Source organism: Marinovum sp. 2_MG-2023, from assembly GCF_030548265.1.
Taxonomy (GTDB): domain Bacteria; phylum Pseudomonadota; class Alphaproteobacteria; order Rhodobacterales; family Rhodobacteraceae; genus Marinovum.
Genome location: NZ_JAUOSD010000002.1, coordinates 142,186 through 162,462, shown reverse-complemented (window position 1 = coordinate 162,462; position 20,277 = coordinate 142,186). Strand labels below are relative to the sequence as shown.

Below are 20,277 nucleotides of genomic sequence, written 5' to 3'. Positions count from 1 at the left end.
TGATGCCGGATACAGATATTCTATGGACACCCCCCGCCGAAGCATCCACGCAAACGGCACTGGCGAAATTCGCCCGTGCCAACGGGTTTGATCCGGCGGATTATGACGGGCTTCACCGTTGGTCGGTCTCGGACCTTGGCGCATTCTGGTCGGCGCTGTGGGACTTTTGCGGTGTTATTGGCGACAAGGGCGAAACAGCCTTTGTGCCTGACGATGCCGCATGGATGACCGGCGCACGGTTTTTCCCGCAGGCCCGTTTGAATTTGGCCGAAAACCTGTTGAAGGGTGAGCCAGGCGATATCGCCGTCTATTCATCCGACGAGCTGGGCGCGGTAACATCGCTGACCCGTGGGGCGTTGCGTGCAGAGGTCGGGCGGGTCGCTGCGGGCCTGCGTGCGGCGGGTGTTGTTTCCGGGGATCGGGTTGCCGGCGTGATGCCAAATACCGCAGACGGTTTGGTGGCTTTGCTTGCCAGTCTGAGCATCGGTGCGGTCTGGACATCATGTTCGCCCGATTTCGGAACCGCCGCGATTGTTGACCGGATCGGGCAGGTCCAGCCAAAGGTTCTCTTTGCTGCGCCGACCTATCGCTACGGTGGTCGGATGCATGACATTGCCGGGCGGATTGCCGAGGTTCTGGCGCAAGTGCCTGAAATCAAGACCCTTGTGATTAGCGGCGAAGGCGAAATGGCCGATGCCACAGCAACCGCTTTTGCCGATTTCGGTGCAGGCCAGGGCGATATGGAGCCGGATTTCACAAGGTTGCCTTTCGATCATCCGGCCTATATCCTTTACACATCCGGCACGACAGGCGCCCCAAAGGCCATTGTTCACCGCGCCGGCGGCGTGCTGATGCAGCACCTCAAAGAACACGTGTTGCACGGTGATGTGCGTCTACAGGATCGCGTGTTCTGGTACACCAATACCGCTTGGATGATGTATCACTGGATGGTTTCCGCGTTGGGTGCGGGGGCGGCTGTGGTTCTTTATGATGGCGCGCCGATCCTAAAGACGGCAGATGGGCTTGACCCCGCGCCGCTTTGGAAATTGGCCGAGCAGGTCAAGGTTACCCATTTCGGCACCAGCCCAAAATACCTCGCTACGCTGGAGGCAGAGGAATACCACCCCGGCGCACGTCATGATCTGTCGTCGCTCCGGTCTTTGATGGTGTGCGGTGCGCCCTGTCTGCCGCATCAGTTCGACTGGGCGTATGACGCGGTCAAACGGGACATGATGTTTGCGTCGATCTCTGGCGGCACCGAAATTCTTGGGTGCTTTCTGATTGGCTCTCCCTTGCATCCGGTGCGGCGCGGCAAGCTGACAGTGCCTGCGCTTGGCCATGCCATAGCCGTATTCGACGACCGTGACGCGCCGGTTGTCGGGCGTCGGGGCGAATTGGTGTGCACAGAGCCGTTTCCCTCCATGCCGCTGACCTTTTGGGGCGAGGGCGGCGACAAGAGGTATCGCGACACCTATTTCGGGGATCGCCGCGAAGTTTGGACACATGGCGACGTGGCGGAGATCCGGCCCTTGGGCGGTGCAATTGTTCACGGTCGATCAGACAACACGCTAAAGCCCGGCGGCGTCCGTATCGGAATTTCCGAAATCTATGCGGTGTGTGAACGCCAGCGCGCTCTGGAAGACTTTCTTGTCTTCGGCGCGGCGCATGAGGGTGATGAAGAGGTTGTTCTTGCGCTCAAACCGGCGCCGGGGGTTGCGATCGACGCGGAACTTGTTGCTCTGCTGCGCACACAAATTCGCGCCGAAGCCTCGCCCCGTCATGTTCCGGCACGGGTCCATGTGGTGGCCGATATTCCCTATACAATCAACGGCAAGCGCGTTGAGGGGGCGGCGCGCACGGCGCTGGCCGGGGGGGTGGTGAAAAACCTGAGCTCTCTTGCCAATCCCGAATGTCTTGACGAATACCGCGCGCTGGACAGGGGGGCATCGCTATGAGGCACCTGTCCCCGCGTGCCGCAATCAGCGGCATAGGAGAGCTGACGCCGCAGCGCCGCACCGAAGATGTCGCGACGATGGATATGCTCATGCGCGTATCGGCGGAGGCGATTGCCGATGCCGGACTTGCGCCGTCCGAGGTTGACGGGCTTCTGGTTGGTCCGCAGGTCGGCGAAACACCGCAGCATGTGCCCGCAGCCGTGGCTGAATATTTCGGGATGCAGCCGACGATGGCCAATATGGTCGATCTGGGCGGAGCGTCTGGCCCGGGCATGATCTGGCGCGCGGCGGCGGCGATTGCGGCGGGTCAGTGCGAGACCGTGCTTTGCGTTCTGGGCAATCATCGCAATCCGGTTGCGCCACGGTCGCCAAATCGAAACCCTGCGCGTGAATTTGACACGCCGTTCGGGGCGTCGGGGGCCAACACATCCTATGCGCTGCTGATGCAGGCCCATATGGCCCGCTACGGATGTGAGCCCGAAGATTATGCCGCCCTGGCTGCCGGATCGCGAGCAAATGCTCAATTTAACCCGGCGGCTATTTTCCATGGTGCTCCGGCCAGTGTTGACGATGTTTTGGCCTCGCCGATGATCGCCTCGCCTCTGCATTTGTTCGAAATCGTCATGCCGGTGGCCGGCGGTGAAGCGGTGATTGTCACCACAGCCGAACGCGCCGCCAAAGGGCCGCATCGCCCCGTGCACCTGTTAGGTGCGGGTGAAAAGGTGACGCACCGTGCCGTCAGCCAAGCGCCGGATCTTACCTCGGGGCCGTTGAAGCCCTCCATTGCCCGCGCGTTGGGGCAGGCGGGGATGGACGTGGCTCAGGTGGATTTCCTGAGCCTTTACGACTGCTACACCATCATGCTGGCCGCCACGATTGAAGACGCCGGTCTTTGCGCACCGGGGGAATTCGGGCTGTGGCTGCGGGACAATGGCGGCATGGGATCGGATGCGCGCCAGCCGATCAACACACACGGCGGGCAGCTTGGCTTTGGTCAGCCCGATCTGGCGGGTGGCATGACACATGTGGTGGAGGCCGTGCGCCAGATCCGGGGTGACACGCCCGGACGACAGATCGCCGGGTGCAACACCGCTTTGGTCACCGGCAACGGCGCCACGATGAGCGAAGCGGTGGCATTGGTTCTTGGAGGCGCATCATGAACGATCTTGCACAACTCAAGGTTCCCGGTCCGATTTACGAACCGTTGAACGCCCATTTCTGGCAAGGCGCGGCAGATGGCGTGTTGAAGATCCAGAACTGTGTCGATTGCGGCGCTTATGTTTTCTACCCGCGTCCGATTTGCCCGCACTGTTGGGCCGATGCGCTGACCTGGGTGCGGGCAAGCGGGGCCGCGACGCTGAAAAGTTTTTCGGTCATCCACAAACCGGGGCATCCCGGTTGGGCGCCGGTGGCCCCCTATGTTGTTGGGCTTGTTGAGCTGGCCGAAGGGCCAACGATGCTCAGCCATATCCTGACCGAGGGGCGGACGCCGACGGTCGGCGCAACGCTGGCTTTTGCCCCCACAGATATTGGCAGTCGCGTGCTGCCTTGTTTCACACTGTCCGAGGAGATCAATCAATGAGCACCACAGGAAAAGACGGCTGGGCCAATGTGACGGCAGGCAAGCCCGCAGTCGGCCAAAAGTCCGAGCGTAGCCGGACGACCGGGATGGGCGATATTCATGCCTTTACCGCGATGACCGGTGATCGCAATCCGGTGCATTATGACGAGGCGCTGGCCAAGAAAACGCCCTTTGGCAAACTGATTGTGCAGGGCGGTGTCACGACCGGGATTCTCAATGCCTGCGTTGCCGAAGACCTGCCCGGACCGGGCACGGTGTTTTTGAACACCAACCTCAATTTCCGCAAGGCTGTCGGCGTTGGCGAAAAGATCACCGGCCGGGTCGAAGTGACCTCGGTTCGGGGTGACAAGCCGATTTGCGAACTTGCGGTTTCGGTTGTCGATGCGGCCGGAGACATCTGTGTCGAGGGCACAGCCACAACCTATACCATGCCGCTCGAAGGTCTGTAAGTGACCGGCGCCCACACCCATAAGTGGCGCGCTTTGGCGCTGACGGGATTGGCTGTTGTTTTGTCGATGACCACCTGGTTTTCGGCAACGGCAATCATCCCCGAGCTTAGCAAAAGCTGGTCCCTGACCCCGGCAGAGGCGGCATGGCTGACAAACGGCGTGCAGGCGGGGTTTGTTCTTGGGGCATTGGCATCAAGTGTGATGTCGCTGGCGGATGTCTGGCCCATGACGCGGTTGATGACCGGGGCGGCCATACTGGCGGCGCTAGCCAACGCGGTGTTGTTGCTGGAGCCGGGGATCACGGGTGCCGTTACGGCCCGTTTCGTCACCGGGGTGGCGCTTGCCGGGATTTATCCGCCTGCGCTCAAGTTCATTGCCACCTGGTTTGTGCAGGGCCGTGGTCTTGCTATGGGGACTTTGGTGGGCGCGCTGACGCTTGGATCGGCGCTGCCACATCTGGTGCGGGCGCTTGGGGCGACATTTCCGTGGCAGGGCGTTCTGATCGTCAGCAGCCTTGCGACGGTCGGCGCGGCGGTCGTGTTTGCAACGGCACTGCGCGAGGGGCCACATGGTTTCGCGCGGGCGCGTGTTGATCTGCGCCAGATCGGGGCAATCCTGCGCAACCGCCCGGTAATGCTGGCGAACCTTGGGTACTTTGGCCACATGTGGGAGCTCTACGCCATGTGGGGCTGGTTTCTGGCCTATGCCACGGCGGCAAATGCTGCCGGATCCTGGTCGCTCAACGCGTCGCTGCTGGCCTTTGCGGTGGTCGCAATGGGGGCACCGGGGTGCGTTCTGGCAGGGGCATTGGCCGACCGGATCGGGCGCTGCGCAACAACAGCTCTGGCGATGGCCATTTCAGGCAGTTGCGCGCTTTTGATCGGGTTTCTGTTTGATGCGCCGACATGGATGTTTTTGACCGTCGCGCTGATCTGGGGGCTGACCATCGTGGCCGACAGTGCGCAATTTTCGGCCGCCGTGACCGAACTGTCAGATCAGGCACAGGTCGGGGCCGGGCTGGCGTTTCAGATGGGCGTGGGTTTCGCGATCACAATTTTCACAATTTGGCTTTTGCCCGTGGTGGCAGACGCTTTTGGCGGGTGGCGCTGGACGTTTCTGGTGCTTGTGCCCGGTCCGGTCATCGGGCTGACCGCCATGCTTATCCTTCGCAACCAGCCAGAGGCGGCGCGGCTTGCGGGCGGCAAACGATAACGGGAGGACACGGAATGCTGGATAATCGAAACGAAGACGACAAACGGCAGGAAATCATAGATTGCTGTCGGAAAATGAATGCCTCGGGGCTGAACCAGGGCACGTCTGGCAACGTAAGCCTGCGTCACGGTGACGGGCTACTTATTACGCCGACAAGCCGCCCCTACGACAGCCTGACGCCCGAGGATATTGTCTATCTCGATATGGATGGCACGCCGCATGGGCCATGGAAACCGTCCAGTGAATGGCGCTTTCACCGCGATATTCTGGCCGCGCGCCCGGAAGAAAACGCAGTGCTGCACGCTCATCCGACCTTTTGCACCACGCTGGCAATCATGGGCCGGGACATTCCGCCGCTGCATTACATGGTGGCGGTGTTCGGCGGGCCGGATATCCGCTGTGCGCCCTATGCAATTTACGGATCGGCGGAACTGTCCCGTCTGGCGCTGCAAGCCATGGATGGGCGCAAGGCCTGTCTTCTGGCGCACCACGGCATGATCGCGGCGGGCAGTGATCTGGCTCAGGCGTTCTGGCTGGCGGAAGAACTCGAAACACTCGCCCGCCAGTATCACGGCTGTCTGCAATTGGGCGAACCGCCACTTCTGAGCGACCAACAAATTCAAGACGTTATCGACAAGATCTCTGGCTACGGCCTGAGCGACGCATAATGGAGGACGACAGAATGCCAACTTATGATTTCAGCGCCGTCGGCTTTTTGGTGCTTGATGTGCTTGGCCGCTATGCGGACGAACTTCCGCCCCCCGGCGGGGCCACATTCATTGACGAAATTACCATGACCGTGGCCGGCACCGCCGGCGCGACTGCGGTGGATTGCGCGATCCTTGGGCTGAGGGGCCAGATTGCGGCGCGCATCGGACGCGACGCCATGGGCGACTTTCTGGCAGCAGATATGGCAAAATACGGTCTGAACCTTGATCTGCTTCAGCGCGATGATACCGAGCAGACATCTTGCAGCATGTTGCCGATCCGGCCCAACGGCGCACGCGCGGCGTTCTTTGTGCCCGGCACCAGCAAGACCTTTTTGCCAACCGAGGAAGAGATCGCGCGCATTCTGGACGCAGGCATCATTCACCTTGGCGGCACGGGTTTTCTGGACGCCTTTGATGGCGCGGCATCGGTCGATCTGTTGAAGCGTGCCAAAACGATGGGGCGCACAACCGTTTTTGACCTGATCCAGGCCAATGCCGAAACCGTCCCCAAGGTGCTGCCGCTGCTCCCGTATATCGACTATTTCGTGCCGTCGATCCACGAAGCCGCGGCGATGTCTGGCGAAACCGATCCCGCCGCTGTCGCGCGTTGGTTCAAGGCACGCGGGGTCAAGAACGCGATCCTGACGCTTGAGGGGGACGGGGTCTATGTCGATCCCGCCGAAGGGGCACCGTTTCATCTGCCTTCGCACCGGATTGATGTGGTCGACACCACCGGATGCGGGGACAGCTTTACCGCCGGGATCATCGTGGGGCTGGCCAAGGGCTGGTCGCTGCGCGAATGCGCCCGTTTTGCCAATACCGTTGCCGCCCATGTGGCGCTTGGCCTTGGCTCGCAGGGGCGATTGACCTCATTCGATGACACTTGCGCCGCAATGGAAAATTGGCCGCTGCGCGAAACTTTGGGAGAAATGGCATGATGCTTGCAGGAAAAACCGCCTTCGTTACCGGGGCCTCGCGCGGAATTGGTGCGGCTGTTGCCGTCGGTTTGGCGGAAAACGGCGCCGATGTCGTGATCAGCGATCTGGAACGGCAGAATTCCGATTTGGAAAAGGTGCGTGACCGCATTGCGGCGACGGGTCAAAAGGCCCGCGTGCTGCATCTGGATGTCACCGACAAGGCCGCCGTCGAAGCGGCAGTGGCAGAAGCGGGGCAGATTGATATTCTGGTCAACAACGCCGGCATTCTGATCCCCAGCCGGTTGGAAGATCTGGACGAAAAGACCTGGGATGCGCATTTCGATGTGAACGCCAAGGGTGTGTTGCTTGTCACCAACGCCGTCTTGCCGCAGATGCGGGCGCGCAAGGTCGGACGGATCATCAACATCGCCTCAATCGCCGGGCGTCAGGGCGTGCCGACCCAAGGCCATTATGCCGCGACAAAGGCCGTCGACATCACGTTGACACGGGTTTACGCGCAAGAGGCGGGGATGGACGGTATCACCGTCAACGCGATCTGCCCCGGTATTATCCTGACCGAAATGGGCAAGGAAAACCTCGGCACGCAGGAGGCAATGGACTACTGGGCAAATGTGGCCGCCCTGAAACGTCTGGGTGATCCTGACGATATTGTCGGCCCAGCCGTCTTTTTCGCCTCGGATCAGTCGCGTTTTGTCACCGGTCAGGCGTTGAACGTCTGTGGTGGCATCTATTTCCACTGAGGCCGTCATGGAAGAGGTCGCTATCATTGGTGCGGGGCCGGGCGGCATTGCCGCCGCCCGCTGGCTAAAGGCGCAAGGTTTTTCCCCGCGCATATTCGAAGCGCATCAGGCCCCCGGCGGGCAATGGGCGCATGACAATCCGGCCAGTGGTATCTGGCCGGGAATGGTCACAAATACCTTCGGTGAAGGCACCCGGTTTTCCGATCAACCCTGGCCCGAGGGCACGCCGCTGTTCCCGCATAATGCGCAGGTATTGGCCTATATGCGCCGCTACGCCGACGCACATGGGCTGTTGGAGCGTGCAGAGTTCGGTTGCCGTTTGACGATGATGGAACAGACAGACGCGGGCTATGCCCTGACGTTTGTGCAGGGCGGCGAGGCGCGGACCGAAACCTTTGCCCGCGTTGTCATTGCCAGTGGCCGGTTCAACAAGCCGGTGATCCCGCCGATCCCCGAAGCCGAGGCGTTTACGGGTGAGTGTGGGATTGTTCACAGTTTTGATTACAAGAACCCGGACCTGTATCGCGGGCGTCATGTGATCGTAGCGGGCGGGTCGATCTCGGCGCTTGAGATTGCGTCCGACCTGTCGATGTTGGGGGCGGCCTCTGTCCGGCTGACGCAGCGGCGGCAACGCTATGTGAATCCGAAAATGGTCACGGGCGTTCCGTTGGAATATTTCGTCTTTACCTATGATCGGGCGGCGCTGTGCCTTGGCGATGACAAGGCTGCCTTGGCCGCGAATGACGAGGCTTTGGTCCATCGCATTGCCGGAGACCCAAGCCGTTACGGCGCGCCGAAACCACATGCGGATTTTGCCCGTGCCGGTGTGACAGGCTCTCAGCATTATTTGAATTTGGTGGCCGAAGGTCGTGTGAAACCGGTGCCATGGATTGCCGGGATCGATGGCCGGTGTGTGACTTTTGAAGATGGGCAAAGTGTCGAGGCCGACGGGATCATTGCCGCCACGGGTTTTGCCCTGAACCTGCCGTTTCTGTCCGAACCGATGCGTCAGACGCTAGAAGTGACCGACAACGCGATCACGCTGGATGAATTCACCTTTCATCCCGATTTGCCGGGGCTCGCCTTTATGGGGCTTTGGTCACAAATGGGGTCTTATCCGGTGCCGCTGGAACAACAGGCACGGTTTTTGGCCTATACTTGGGGTGGTGTCGTTGCGCGCAGCGAAGCCGAAATGCGCGCGGGAATTGAGGCTTGTACACACCAGGGCCATCACAGCGGGTATCGCCGCCAAAACGAAATGGCACTGCGTTTTGCACGGCTCTGCGGCACCGACCCGATGGGGCAGGTTGCGGGCGACTTGATGGACCGTGTGCGCCAAAGCGCGACCACCGGGGTCATGTATCGCCTTGCCGGGCCGGATGCTTTGCCCGACGCGCGCGCCGAATTTGACGCTCAATTCGAACGCTACCGACCTGCGGTCTGACACCGCAGAATGAGGAGGATATCAAGATGACATACGACAGGTTCTATATTGACGGCGCATGGGTTGCGCCACGTTCAACCGACACCCACGCATTGATCAACCCGGCAACCGAAGAAAAAATCGCCGACATTCCCATGGCGGGCACCGATGATGTCGAGGCAGCGGTGGCTGCTGCTCGGGGGGCCTTTGACAGCTGGTCGCAGACGGAACCGGCGGAACGACTGGCGCTTTTGCGGCGCCTGTTGGAGCTGTATAACGGTGCCTACGACGAGATCGCCGATCTGATGGTGACAGAGATGGGCACCACCCGCAGCTTTTCGCAGAACGCACAGGCGGCTGTGGGGCGGATGCATCTTGAGGCGGCGATAGACGCGCTGGAGGGCGAGCGTTTTGAAGAGATGCGCGGCTCTACCCTGATCTCGAAAGAGCCGATTGGCGTTTGCGCGCTTATTACGCCTTGGAACTGGCCGATGAACCAATTGGTGGTCAAGGTGGCCCCGGCATTGGCGGCGGGCTGTACCGTGATCGCCAAACCGTCCGAGTTTTCGCCGCTGTCGTCGCTGCGTTTTGCCGAACTGGTGCATGAGGCCGGTTTCCCACCCGGCGTCTACAATCATCTGACCGGACACGGCCATATCGCGGGCGAGGCGCTGTCGCGTCATGCGGAGGTTGATATGGTGTCGATCACCGGGTCCACCCGCGCGGGAATTGCCGTGGCGAAAACCGCGGCAGAGACTGTCAAGCGCGTCGCGCAGGAATTGGGCGGAAAATCTGCCAATCTGATACTGCCCGACGCCGATCTTGCCCGCGCGGTGCGCGAAGGGGTTGATGCCTGTTTCGTCAACTGCGGTCAGGCGTGCCGTGCCCCGGCGCGGATGTTGGTGCCACATGACCGGATGGCCGAAGCGCGCGATGTCGCACGCCAAGCGGCAGAGGCCCATAGTGTCGGTGACCCAATGACCGATGTGGCGCTTGGCCCCGTTGTCAACGCCGCACAGTTTGATCGAATTCAGTCGCTGATTGCGGCGGGTATAGACGAAGGTGCAACACTTGTCGCAGGGGGCCTGGGGCGGCCAGAGGGGCTGAGCCGGGGGTATTTTGTCCGACCAACGGTCTTTGCCGATGTGACAAATGATATGACCATCGCCCGCGAAGAGGTGTTTGGCCCGGTTCTGACGATCATCGGCTACGACACCGAGGAGGATGCAATCCGCATTGCCAATGACTCAATCTATGGGTTGTCGGGATACATTCAGACGCCTGATCTGGAACGAGCGCGGCGTATTGCGCGGCGGCTTCGGGTTGGGTCAATCTGGATCAATGGCGCGGATTGGGATGCCCGTGCGCCCTTCGGCGGCTACAAGCAATCCGGCAACGGGCGCGAACATGGCGAATGGGGCCTGCACGACTATCTGGAGATCAAGTCTACCGCTGGCTGGGCCTGAACCGATGGAACAGGTGTACATCGCTGCGGCCAAACGCTCGCCAATTGGCAAGCTGAATGGTGCCTTTACCGGACTGTCGGCCGCGGACATCAACGCGCAGGTCATTCGCGCGCTTCTGGCAGAGACCGGATTGGACGCGGGCGCATTGGACGAGGTGTTGCTGGGGCAGGTTCTGATTGGCGGCGCCGGTCAGAACCCGGCGCGGCAGGCCGCGATGGGTGCCGGCATTCCCGTCGATGTGCCAGCGGTCACGCTGAACATGGTGTGCGGCGCGGGACAAAAGTCGATCCATATGGCCGCACAGGCGATCAAGGCAGGTGATGCCGGCTTGATCCTTGCTGGTGGTCAGGATTCGATGACGTCGGCCCCGCATATCATGCATGTCCGCAGCCCCCAAAAGATGGGGGATGCAACGGCGCGGGACATGATGCTGACCGATGGGTTGTGGGATGTGTTCAATGATATCCATATGGGCGCGACAGTTGAACAACTGGCCGCGCGGTATCAGGTGAGCCGCGAGGAGCAGGACGCATTTGCGCTGATGTCGCAGAAAAAGGCCGCCACGGCGATCCGGGCGGGCCACTTTGCACAGGAAATCGCGCCGGTGGTGGTGCCCGCCAAAGGCGGTGACCGGACCATCTCTGCTGACGAGCACCCGCGCCCAGATGTATCGGCACAGGATCTTGCGGCCATGCGACCGGTTTTTGACCCCGAAGGCACCCTGACGGTTGGCAATTCGTCCGGGCTAAACGATGGGTCTGCTGCATTATTGGTGGGCAGCGAGCGGCGCTTGCGGGAGGTGGACCAGCCACCTTTGGCCCGTATCGCGTCCTATGCCTCGGCGGCGCTGGACCCGATGGACATGGGGTTGGGCCCGGCATTGGCCGCGCGAAAGGCATTGGATTTGGCCGGATGGCGTGCGGCGGATCTGGATGTCATTGAGTTGAACGAGGCCTTTGCCGCCCAGGCGATTGCGGTGAACCGCGAGATCGGTTGGGATGACAGCAAGATCAACCCAAATGGCGGGGCCATCGCGCTTGGCCATCCTCTGGCCGGATCCGGGGCGCGCATCGTTGTCACGCTTTTGCATCAGATGAAACGAACCGGGGCAAAAATGGGCCTTGCCGCGCTTTGCATCGGAGGCGGCCAAGGCGTTGCGATCTGTCTGGAAACCTGTTGAGCCTCCGCTCTTTTGATGCGGTGAGGCGTGGTTCCATTGTGCGCAGCATGTTTGGCGGCAGATCGTTTGGTGTTGCCACGTTAATGGGCCTGAGGTTGCTGTTTCATTGATCCGGGGACGGGGCGTTGGCGTTTCGGGCGTGGCCAGCCGGCGCCCCGGCGTATGCCGTCCGGATGTGTCCCGGTTTCTGACACAGGACATGATTCAGCGGCATGTGATCGCGAATCCCAAATGAATCGGCTTCTGAGGCAATTTTTTTGTTTAAAAAAGTCAGGTATTTATTGGAAAACGTGATGTTTTTACAAAACTGACACAAAGCTTGTAATCTTCTGTTGTAAAAAATGTGCACTACTATGCACACGTGTGCAAAACCTCACCGCGCGCGCCCTACAGCTTGGAGAGATAGATTCCATGATAAAGATGACCTGCGCCACCGCGCTGATCGCCGCCACCGCCGCAATGCCGGTTTTGGCAGAAGATATCACCATCACAGTCTGGGCCGGCGGGTCCAATGAGGGTGATCATTACCGCATCGAAAACATCGAAATTGCCGCCGACCTTCTGTCGCGCGAAGCCGCCATTCACGGTGAAGAATTGAACATTACCGTTGAAGGCAAGCGCGACTTTGACGGTTGGGATGGCTTTAAACAGGCCGTGACCCTGGGCGCCGAAGCGAACAATGCACCGCATATCGTTGTCACGTCGCACCTGGATATCGCCCCTTGGGCCAGTGCAGGTTACATCGTGCCGGTCGAAGATTATGTCGATCTGGATGCCTGGCCGCTGAACAACATTTACAGCAATCTGATGGATATTGCGGCCTATGACGGCGTGCAATGGGGCGTGCCCCAAGATGCCGAAAGCCGCCCGTTCTTCTATTGGAAAGACACATTCACGCAGCTGGGTTACACCGATGCGGACATGGCCGAAATGTCGGCCCGCGTCGAGGCCGGTGAATACACCCTGCGCGACATGCTGGCCGATGCGAAAAAAGCCGTGGACATGGGGCTGGTCGAAGAAGGCTATGGTTTCTATCCGCGCGTGTCCAACGGTCCGGATTATGCCCAGTTCTATCAATCCTTCGGCGGCGAGCTGACGGACCCCGAAACCGGCAAGCTGCTGTTTGATCGCACCGCGATGACCGAAATGTATCAATTCTTTGTTGATGCGGTCGAAGCAGGCGTGACCCGCAAGAACCACATCGGCACCGAATGGGACCAGTGGTATTCCGAAGTTGCCAACGGCAAAGCCGCATTCTGGCACGGTGGCACATGGCATTACGGCCGTTACACCGGCAAAGAGGGCAACGAAGATTTCTTTGGCACCATCGGCTTTACGCTGATCCCGGCAGGCAATGATGCGGGCCGCGCCAACACCGTGACCCATCCGCTGGTTTATCTTCTGACAGATCAGGAAGACGACCGCGCCGAGGAAATCGCCGCTCAACTGGTCGCCATCGCGTCCGAGCCGCGCCTGAACACCCTGCATGCGATCAAATCTTCGCACCTGGCCATCGGCAAGGCCGAATCCGGTCTTGACCTTTACGCCGGCGATCGCTGGGCATCCGAGGCAACCGAAGTGCTGTTGCCCCATGCAAATGCACAGCCGAACCACCCGTCCTACGGTGCTTTCTCCGAGGCCATGTTCAAAGGTCTCGAAGCGGCATGGACCGGCATCCAGACCCCGGAAGAAGCCGTGGCAGAAGTGGAGGCCCAACTGACGGCCACCCTTGGCGACGAGCTGATCATCCGCTGATCTGCGGCATTGAACATCCCGCGACGGCGCGCCTCCTGTGCGCCGTCGCCCCGATTTAATACGAGGTGTGACATGACCCGACAGACCCTTCTGGGCCTGGGCTTTCTCAGCCCCGCACTGCTGGCGGTGGTAATGTTCTTTTTGCTGCCGGTTGTGCTGACCGTCGTTTTTGCCTTCACCAATATGAGTACATCGACCGGCATTCTTGGCGGCGCGTATCAGATCAGTGAAAGCGACCTGCGGCGTCTGCCCGCGGCCGGGGTGAGCGACGAGGCCGTGACGCTTCTGGAGGGTGCCGGATATGCGGTACAGCCGGAAACACTGGCGTTGTTTGCCGCTGAATTCGGCGAAGACCGCGCCAGCGAGCTGGAAAAGCTGCATGGCGGCGCGACATTCGATGACCGTCGCGCCATGGAGCGCGCGCTCAAGGAGCTGCGCAGCAATCCGCTGCGCAAGGTGCGGGATCGCAAGACCGCGGCAGAGTTGTTCCGGGTTTCGATCCTTGGCCAGAGATTTGCCACCGAAGCCGAATTCCAGACGGCCATCGCCGATCTGGGCGTGCCGGACCCGGATCGCGCCGCATTGACCACGGCGGCATATACCGGCTGGACCTTCACCACCCAGAATTTCGAGCTGTTGTGGGAATTGCCCGCAACCTGGCGCTATGCGCTGAATACGGTGCTCTATGTGGTGCTGACACTGGGGTTCAACGTGAGTTTCGGACTTTTTCTGGCTTTGTCGACCTTTTATCTGCCGACCCGCACGGCCCAGACTTTCCGGGCCATCTGGTTTTTGCCCCGCATTCTGCCCCCTGTTTTATATGTGTTGATGTGGCAATGGCTGACCTGGGATCAGGGCTTTATCTCGGCCATGATGCGCCCCTTCGGGATCGAGCCGATCAACTGGATGCGCCACACCGCCACCCATGCATGGATCTTCATTGTGTTGATCAATGGCTGCGTCGGTGCGTCACTGGGGATGATCCTGTTTTCCTCGTCGCTGCGCGCAATCCCCGAGACACAATTGTTCGCGGCACAGGTCGATGGGGCCAACCGTTGGCAACAGGCGCGTTACGTTCTGCTCCCGCAGATGCGTTGGCCGATCCTGTTCATCACCTCGTATCAGACGTTGTCGTTGCTGACATCGTTTGAATACATCCTGCTGGCCACTGATGGCGGCCCCGGCAGACAAACCGAGGTCTGGGCCCTGGCTGCTTATCACACTGCTCTGTCGAACTACGGCGGGAACCTCGAATATGGATTGGGCGCGGCTTATGCGCTGGGGCTGGTCATTATCGGCATCCTGTTGTCGGCCCTTTACCTGCGTTTCTTCAATTTCCGCGAACTCGTCGCCAAGCCGAGGATCGAACAATGAACACCAAAGGCAACTGGATCCTGATCCTCGCGCTGTCGTTGATATCGGCGCCGCTGGTCATCATGTATGGCTTTCAGCTGATTGACAGCATCTCACGCCCTGCGCCGGGCGGGATCATTCCGCAGGAATGGGAACTGACAAACTGGCGCTTTCTATGGACAAGCATCGACAGTGCGCGGCCCTCTATCTGGCGGGTGACCTTCAACACCTTTGTTTTTGCCAGCTCGACCGCGCTTTTGGTGTGCGCCTTTTCGATCACTGCGGCCTATGCGCTGTCGCGCCTGAACTTTCCGGCGCGGCGGTTCTTTCTGGCCGGGTTGATCATGCTGCATGCGTTTCCGACAATCACCCTGATCATCGCCATTTTCATCGTGCTTCAGTTTCTCGGGCTTTATGACAGCTTGATGGGGGTGATCCTGGTGAAAGCGGCGTTGGAACTGCCCTTTGGGATCTGGATCATGAAGGGTTTCTATGATTCCGTCCCGTGGGAAATCGAAATGGCCGGTGTTCAGGACGGGGCCTCGCGGTTTCGCGTCTGGCGCGAATTGATCCTGCCACAGGTCAAACCGGGGCTGTCGGCGCTGCTGATCTTTTCCTTCCTCGCCGGCTGGTCGGAATTCATCCTGCCGTTGGTGCTGGCCCCCGGCGCAGATGCCCAGGTGTTGGCCACCTATATGAACGCGGTCATCGCGGACGACACACGCCCCGACTATGGGCTCTTCAAGGCGATCGGCATGTTCTACGCATTGCCCGTCATCGCCGTTTACCTGCTGTTCCAGAAACGGCTCATGAACATTTATGGCGGAGGCACGAAAGGCTGATGCGGATCGAACTGCAAAACTTTACCAAGCGTTTTGGCGACACCACGGTGATCGAGGACATGTCGCTGTCTGTCGCCTCTGGCGAGATGGTTGCGTTGCTGGGGCCGTCGGGCTGTGGCAAATCGACGACGCTGTTTGCCATCAGCGGCATTCACCGGATTGACGGTGGCACGCTGCATTTCGGGGACCGCGATGTGACCGCCCTGCCACCGCAGGACCGCCCCGTCGGTGTGGTGTTTCAGAACTATGCGCTTTACCCGCATATGAGCGTGGCTGAAAATATCGGCTTTCCGCTGAAAGTGCAGAAGCTGTCATCCTCAGAGATCAAGCGCCGGGTGAGTGAAATGGCCGATCTGGTGCAGATCGGCAATCTGCTCAGCCGCAAACCGCAACAGCTTTCTGGTGGTCAGCAACAGCGTGTGGCATTGGCCCGCGCGCTGGTGCGCAAACCGGATGTGCTGTTGCTGGACGAACCGCTGGCCAACCTTGATGCCAAGCTGCGGCTGGAAATGCGGTCCGAGATCCGCAGGCTTCAGCGCGAAACGGGTATTACCGCAATCCTCGTGACCCATGACCAGATCGAAGCCATGTCGATGTGCGACCGTATCGCATTGATGAAAGACGGAAACATCGAACAGATCAGCACCCCGTCCGAGATGTACGAACGCCCCGCATCGCGCTATGTGGCGGGATTTTTGGGCAACCCCCCGATCAGCTTTTTGCAGGCCGAGGCCAATGGCCAGCTTGCCCTTGGCGGTGGCAATGCGCTGGCGCTGCCAAATGGGATCACGGCCACTGGCCCAGTGACACTGGGGGTGCGGCCCGAACATTTCGGGCCCCAGCATCGTGGGCCATCCGTTGCCGGGCGGGTAAGTTTCATTGAACCGCAGGGCCGCGAAGACCTGATTGATGTGATCCTGCCGGATGATCAGCGGTTGCGCGCCATTGTGCCCGCTGGCCATGACATCACGCTGGGACAAGAGATTTCCTGGCAGGTCGATCTTGACCGTGTGCATCTGTTTGACGCCGAAGGAGCCCGCCTGTGACCGCATCTGACGACTGGACCCGCCCCGCACGTCCCTATGCCATCGCCCATCGTGGCGCATCGGCCTATGCCCCCGACAACACGTTAGAGGCGTTTCGCATCGCCAGCGCGCTTGGCGCCGAGATGTGGGAGGTCGACATTCGCATGACATCGGACGGCCAGATCGTTGCCTTCCATGACAAGATCCTGTCGGACGGGCGCAAGATCGTCGATACCACCTTTGCCGAAATCCTGGCCCACACCACCGACCAGAACCGGCCCTGTCCGCTCTTGCGGGATGTGGTGGCCGAAGCTGCAAAGCTGGACGCAGGGTTCTATGCGGATATCAAGGATACGCGTGCCACCCTGCCGGTGCTTCAGATGTTGCGCGAACATGGCATCACCCGTGCGATCCTTGGGGCCTTTGACCGAGAGGCGGCGAAACTTCTGGCCGAGGCGAACAGCCCCTATCCCCGCTCTGTGCTGGTGCCCTTGGGCGCCGAACCCTTTGCCTATGCCGAGGGCGCGGATGTGATCCATCTGTGTTGGGAACATATGGACCGCCCGCAAGACACGCTGACCGATGCGTTGTTTGAACAGGCTTTTGCCAATGGCCAGCGCATCGCCATCTGGCACGAGGAAGACCCCCAGCGGATGGCCGATATTCGCACCAGACCGGTGATCGGCATCTGTTCTGACCGGCCCGAGCTGGTCAATCAACCGGGTCGTGGATTGCCGTTCAAGACAGTTTGCCACCGGGGGGCCAACAAGATTGCACCGGAAAACACCCTGCCGGCTTTTGAATGTGCCTTGGCGGCGGGTTTTGATTTCATCGAATGCGATCTGCATCAGACGGCCGACGGGGCCATTGTCGTTCATCATGATCCGACGTTGGATCGGACCACCACCGGGCAGGGGCCTATTACCGAGAGAACCCTGGCGGAATTGCGGGCGTTGGATGCGGGCGCCTGGTTCAGCCCGCATTTCGCCGGGACGCAAATTCCGACGCTGGACGAGGTTTTGAACCTGCTGCAACGCTATGACGGGCGTGCCTATCTGGAATTCAAATCCGCCCCGCCCGCACCGGTATGGCAGGCCGTTTGTGCGGCGGGTCTGCAAGATCGGGTGTTCTTTTGGTCCTTCAATCATGCGGCGCTAAAGGATTTGCGCGCCCTTGCACCGGAGGCGCATATCATGGCCCGGCGACAGGATTATCCCAGCCTGCAGGACACGCTGGCCGATCTGTCGCCGCAGATCGTCGAATTCACCATGCCCGAAGGCACGGGAGATTTCGCAGCGGTGCGCGCGGCGGGGGTTTCGGTCATGATTGCGGCCATGGCGGGTGATGCCCAGACATTGGCGGCGATTGTCGCTGCCGCGCCGGATCTTGCCAATGTGGATCAGCCTTTTGCCCTTGCGCGGCAGGCACATGGCGATGACTGACCACCGCCGACCGACGTCTTATGATGTGGCCCGAAAGGCGGGGGTGTCGCGCTCTGCCGTGTCGCGGTGTTTCACGCCCGGCGCAAGCATTGCCGATGAAACCCGCGCCAAGATCATGGCCGCCGCTGCGGATTTGGGCTATCGCACCAATGCGCTGGCGCGAAACCTGAAATCACAGCAATCCCAGCTGGTTGCCATGCTTGCCTCGCGGCTGGACACCCCGTTTCGGGCGCGGCAGGTCAAACATCTATCCCGCGCGCTGATTTCAGAGGGGTTTCGCCCGCTGTTGCTGACCGCCGAGGGCAGTGATGATCTGGAACCTCTGCTGTCCTCCATGCTTGACTATAATCTCGCCGGGATGATCGTGACCTCGGACACGCCCCCCGCCGCCGTGATCGAGGAATGTCAGCGACTGCGTGTGCCGGTTGTTCTGATCAACCGTTATCCGGGGCCAAGCGGGGGGGATCGGGTGCAATTGGACGTCACCGCCGCTGCAAACATCGTATTCAATATGCTGCACGGCGCCGGGGCACGCCGCTTTGCCGTGCTGCGCCCGGAGGATCGAACCTATTCCGTGCTTGGTCGGGTCAACAGCTTTTGTGAGCTTGTGCGCGCGCACGGGATGACCTGTGACGTCCTGCCCTGCGAGGGGCAATCTTATGACGCCGGGCGCGCGGCGATGCAGCGCCACGACGCCACTTTGCGCAAATGTGACGGGCTGTTTGCGGCCAACGACCTGTTGGCCTGTGGCGCGTTGGACGGGCTGCGGCGCGATCTGAGGCTGCGCGTGCCCGAGGATATGCGGGTTGTGGGGTTCGATGACATTGAACAGGCCGGTTGGGCGGCCTATGACCTTTGCACAGTGCGGCAAGACGCCGATACCCAGGCGGCAATGGCGGTCGAAGTCATGCGGTATCGCCTGCAAACGCCTGACGCCCCCAGCTTGCTGAAACATCCGCCATTGCAGGCAATTCTGCGCGGCACCACCGGAAAGACCGAAATATCATGAATTTGCACGATCGACTGTCCTTTGCTGTTTCTCTCGCCCGCGAAGCTGGCCGCCTTGCGCTTGACATGCGCGCCGCACAGGATGGGCTGACGATTGATGTCAAAGGGCCGCAGGATTTTGTGACCGGCGCTGATCTGGCCGTTGAAACGTTGATCCGTCAGCGGCTCTCGGAACATTTTCCCAACGATGCCATCGTCGGCGAAGAAGGCGGACGTGAGGGCGATGCGACGTCTGGCGAGGTCTGGATCGTCGATCCGATTGACGGCACGACAAATTTCATGCGCGGGTTGCCGGATTGGGCCATTTCCATCGCCTGTGCCAGCGAAGGCGAGATCGTGCTGGGCGCGATCTTTGCCCCGGATCATGATTTGATGTTCGAAGGCATGTTGGGCGATACGCCGGTGGCGCGCAAGAATGGCACCGATCTGAAGGTCGCGACCGGCCGGGACGCCGCCGGGGCCTTGATCGCCGTCGGATGGTCCCCCCGCACCGCGTTTCGCGAACACGCGGTGTTTTTGGAACAGATCATTGACGCAGGCGGGGAATATCGCCGCTCTGGCGCGGCCACCATCGGGTTGATCGGCGTCGCGGCCGGCTGGGTCGATGCCTATATGGAGCGTTGTCTGAACCTTTGGGATGCGGCCGCCGGCATTGCGATCATCAAGGCCGCCGGGGGTGTCGTCGAGGCGCCAGACTTTACCGCGTCGCTGGCGGCACCGGCCCCGCTGCTTGCCATGGCCCGCGCGGATCACGAACTGGCCCCGGTGTTGCGGAAAAACGTCTTTCTGCCCGAGTAAGGTTGGTTTTGCGCGGATGCTTTCCAACGAAAAGGGCCAATGGCGCAAAGTCACGCGCGATGGCCCGGTTGGGTATTAAATCCTCCCACCAGTCCGGAGCCGGTGGGGGGCAGAGCCTCTTTGCCGTCGATCCGGACGACTTTGGTGTCGGAATTTTCAGCGATGTGACCCGCGCCGGAACCACATCGCCCCCGGCTGGAAGGCACCCGTGGCATTCGAACAAAGGGCCGCTTCACACGGGCACCTGACCCGAATGAAACCGGGGCAAGGCTAAACCGGTGCTGACGCTTTATTGCGCCGGACGTCTGGCCCACTGGCCATGGCCATAAATCATGAAAACCGCCAATGTGGCTGGCGAACCTGCAATCCTGCAAGGCGGCGATGGTCGCGGGCGGTTGA

Annotated in this window: 18 protein-coding genes; all 18 read left to right on the top strand. The window is 60.6% G+C overall.

The features are described from left to right. Positions 1-2: 2 nt before the first annotated feature. Complete coding sequence (locus tag Q4577_RS03605; RefSeq protein ID WP_303468651.1) at positions 3-1,955, top strand: acetoacetate--CoA ligase; 1,953 nt, start codon at positions 3-5, stop codon at positions 1,953-1,955. Continuing rightward, the gene (locus Q4577_RS03600; protein WP_303468652.1) at positions 1,952-3,115 is read left to right on the top strand and encodes a thiolase family protein; all 1,164 of its coding nucleotides are present in this window, start codon (positions 1,952-1,954) and stop codon (positions 3,113-3,115) included. The genes Q4577_RS03605 and Q4577_RS03600 overlap by 4 nt, the downstream gene beginning before the upstream one ends. Then, positions 3,112-3,537, top strand: a complete 426-nt coding sequence (locus Q4577_RS03595; RefSeq protein WP_303468654.1) for a Zn-ribbon domain-containing OB-fold protein — start codon at positions 3,112-3,114, stop codon at positions 3,535-3,537. The genes Q4577_RS03600 and Q4577_RS03595 overlap by 4 nt, the downstream gene beginning before the upstream one ends. After that, a complete protein-coding gene (locus tag Q4577_RS03590; RefSeq protein ID WP_303468655.1) occupies positions 3,534-3,986 on the top strand; it encodes a MaoC family dehydratase in 453 nt (150 codons plus the stop codon). The genes Q4577_RS03595 and Q4577_RS03590 overlap by 4 nt, the downstream gene beginning before the upstream one ends. Further along, positions 3,987-5,198: a nitrate/nitrite transporter gene (locus Q4577_RS03585; RefSeq protein ID WP_303468656.1), complete on the top strand. Its 1,212-nt coding sequence runs from the start codon at positions 3,987-3,989 to the stop codon at positions 5,196-5,198. A 14-nt stretch (positions 5,199-5,212) separates the two neighbouring features. Then, positions 5,213-5,866 (top strand): class II aldolase/adducin family protein, encoded by a 654-nt coding sequence (locus Q4577_RS03580; RefSeq protein WP_303468657.1) that lies wholly within the window; start codon positions 5,213-5,215, stop codon positions 5,864-5,866. A 14-nt stretch (positions 5,867-5,880) separates the two neighbouring features. Beyond that, the gene (locus tag Q4577_RS03575) at positions 5,881-6,846 is read left to right on the top strand and encodes a carbohydrate kinase family protein (RefSeq protein ID WP_303468658.1); all 966 of its coding nucleotides are present in this window, start codon (positions 5,881-5,883) and stop codon (positions 6,844-6,846) included. Further along, a complete protein-coding gene (locus tag Q4577_RS03570) occupies positions 6,843-7,586 on the top strand; it encodes an SDR family NAD(P)-dependent oxidoreductase (protein WP_303468659.1) in 744 nt (247 codons plus the stop codon). The genes Q4577_RS03575 and Q4577_RS03570 overlap by 4 nt, the downstream gene beginning before the upstream one ends. Before the next feature lie 7 nt (positions 7,587-7,593). After that, positions 7,594-9,030, top strand: a complete 1,437-nt coding sequence (locus Q4577_RS03565) for an NAD(P)/FAD-dependent oxidoreductase (RefSeq protein ID WP_303468660.1) — start codon at positions 7,594-7,596, stop codon at positions 9,028-9,030. A 26-nt stretch (positions 9,031-9,056) separates the two neighbouring features. Then, positions 9,057-10,475 carry an aldehyde dehydrogenase family protein gene (locus Q4577_RS03560; RefSeq protein ID WP_303468661.1) on the top strand — a complete coding sequence of 473 codons (1,419 nt, stop codon included), beginning with the start codon at positions 9,057-9,059 and terminating at the stop codon, positions 10,473-10,475. A gap of 4 nt (positions 10,476-10,479) precedes the next feature. Further along, entirely contained in the window at positions 10,480-11,655 is a 1,176-nt protein-coding gene (locus tag Q4577_RS03555; RefSeq protein WP_303468662.1) for an acetyl-CoA C-acetyltransferase, read from the top strand. A gap of 411 nt (positions 11,656-12,066) precedes the next feature. Further along, positions 12,067-13,410: an ABC transporter substrate-binding protein gene (locus tag Q4577_RS03550; protein ID WP_244689300.1), complete on the top strand. Its 1,344-nt coding sequence runs from the start codon at positions 12,067-12,069 to the stop codon at positions 13,408-13,410. A gap of 72 nt (positions 13,411-13,482) precedes the next feature. Further along, complete coding sequence (locus Q4577_RS03545) at positions 13,483-14,784, top strand: carbohydrate ABC transporter permease (protein ID WP_303468663.1); 1,302 nt, start codon at positions 13,483-13,485, stop codon at positions 14,782-14,784. Further along, on the top strand, positions 14,781-15,605 hold the full coding sequence (locus Q4577_RS03540) for a carbohydrate ABC transporter permease (RefSeq protein ID WP_303468664.1): 825 nt from the start codon (positions 14,781-14,783) through the stop codon (positions 15,603-15,605). The genes Q4577_RS03545 and Q4577_RS03540 overlap by 4 nt, the downstream gene beginning before the upstream one ends. Continuing rightward, positions 15,605-16,651: an ABC transporter ATP-binding protein gene (locus Q4577_RS03535; RefSeq protein ID WP_303468665.1), complete on the top strand. Its 1,047-nt coding sequence runs from the start codon at positions 15,605-15,607 to the stop codon at positions 16,649-16,651. Before Q4577_RS03540 ends, Q4577_RS03535 begins: the two co-directional genes overlap by 1 nt. Further along, positions 16,648-18,072: a glycerophosphodiester phosphodiesterase family protein gene (locus tag Q4577_RS03530; protein WP_303468666.1), complete on the top strand. Its 1,425-nt coding sequence runs from the start codon at positions 16,648-16,650 to the stop codon at positions 18,070-18,072. Before Q4577_RS03535 ends, Q4577_RS03530 begins: the two co-directional genes overlap by 4 nt. Then, positions 18,065-19,081, top strand: a complete 1,017-nt coding sequence (locus Q4577_RS03525; RefSeq protein WP_303468668.1) for a LacI family DNA-binding transcriptional regulator — start codon at positions 18,065-18,067, stop codon at positions 19,079-19,081. The genes Q4577_RS03530 and Q4577_RS03525 overlap by 8 nt, the downstream gene beginning before the upstream one ends. Next, positions 19,078-19,878, top strand: coding sequence for an inositol monophosphatase (locus tag Q4577_RS03520; protein WP_303468670.1), 801 nt, complete (start codon positions 19,078-19,080; stop codon positions 19,876-19,878). The genes Q4577_RS03525 and Q4577_RS03520 overlap by 4 nt, the downstream gene beginning before the upstream one ends. The last annotated feature ends 399 nt before the right edge of the window (positions 19,879-20,277 follow it).

Coding starts and splice junctions, on each gene's coding strand:
- Q4577_RS03605 (WP_303468651.1), top strand. CDS start 3: ATGCCGGATACAGATATTCTATGGACACCCCCCGCCGAAGCATCCACG.
- Q4577_RS03600 (WP_303468652.1), top strand. CDS start 1,952: ATGAGGCACCTGTCCCCGCGTGCCGCAATCAGCGGCATAGGAGAGCTG.
- Q4577_RS03595 (WP_303468654.1), top strand. CDS start 3,112: ATGAACGATCTTGCACAACTCAAGGTTCCCGGTCCGATTTACGAACCG.
- Q4577_RS03590 (WP_303468655.1), top strand. CDS start 3,534: ATGAGCACCACAGGAAAAGACGGCTGGGCCAATGTGACGGCAGGCAAG.
- Q4577_RS03580 (WP_303468657.1), top strand. CDS start 5,213: ATGCTGGATAATCGAAACGAAGACGACAAACGGCAGGAAATCATAGAT.
- Q4577_RS03575 (WP_303468658.1), top strand. CDS start 5,881: ATGCCAACTTATGATTTCAGCGCCGTCGGCTTTTTGGTGCTTGATGTG.
- Q4577_RS03570 (WP_303468659.1), top strand. CDS start 6,843: ATGATGCTTGCAGGAAAAACCGCCTTCGTTACCGGGGCCTCGCGCGGA.
- Q4577_RS03565 (WP_303468660.1), top strand. CDS start 7,594: ATGGAAGAGGTCGCTATCATTGGTGCGGGGCCGGGCGGCATTGCCGCC.
- Q4577_RS03560 (WP_303468661.1), top strand. CDS start 9,057: ATGACATACGACAGGTTCTATATTGACGGCGCATGGGTTGCGCCACGT.
- Q4577_RS03555 (WP_303468662.1), top strand. CDS start 10,480: ATGGAACAGGTGTACATCGCTGCGGCCAAACGCTCGCCAATTGGCAAG.
- Q4577_RS03550 (WP_244689300.1), top strand. CDS start 12,067: ATGATAAAGATGACCTGCGCCACCGCGCTGATCGCCGCCACCGCCGCA.
- Q4577_RS03545 (WP_303468663.1), top strand. CDS start 13,483: ATGACCCGACAGACCCTTCTGGGCCTGGGCTTTCTCAGCCCCGCACTG.
- Q4577_RS03540 (WP_303468664.1), top strand. CDS start 14,781: ATGAACACCAAAGGCAACTGGATCCTGATCCTCGCGCTGTCGTTGATA.
- Q4577_RS03535 (WP_303468665.1), top strand. CDS start 15,605: ATGCGGATCGAACTGCAAAACTTTACCAAGCGTTTTGGCGACACCACG.
- Q4577_RS03525 (WP_303468668.1), top strand. CDS start 18,065: ATGACTGACCACCGCCGACCGACGTCTTATGATGTGGCCCGAAAGGCG.
- Q4577_RS03520 (WP_303468670.1), top strand. CDS start 19,078: ATGAATTTGCACGATCGACTGTCCTTTGCTGTTTCTCTCGCCCGCGAA.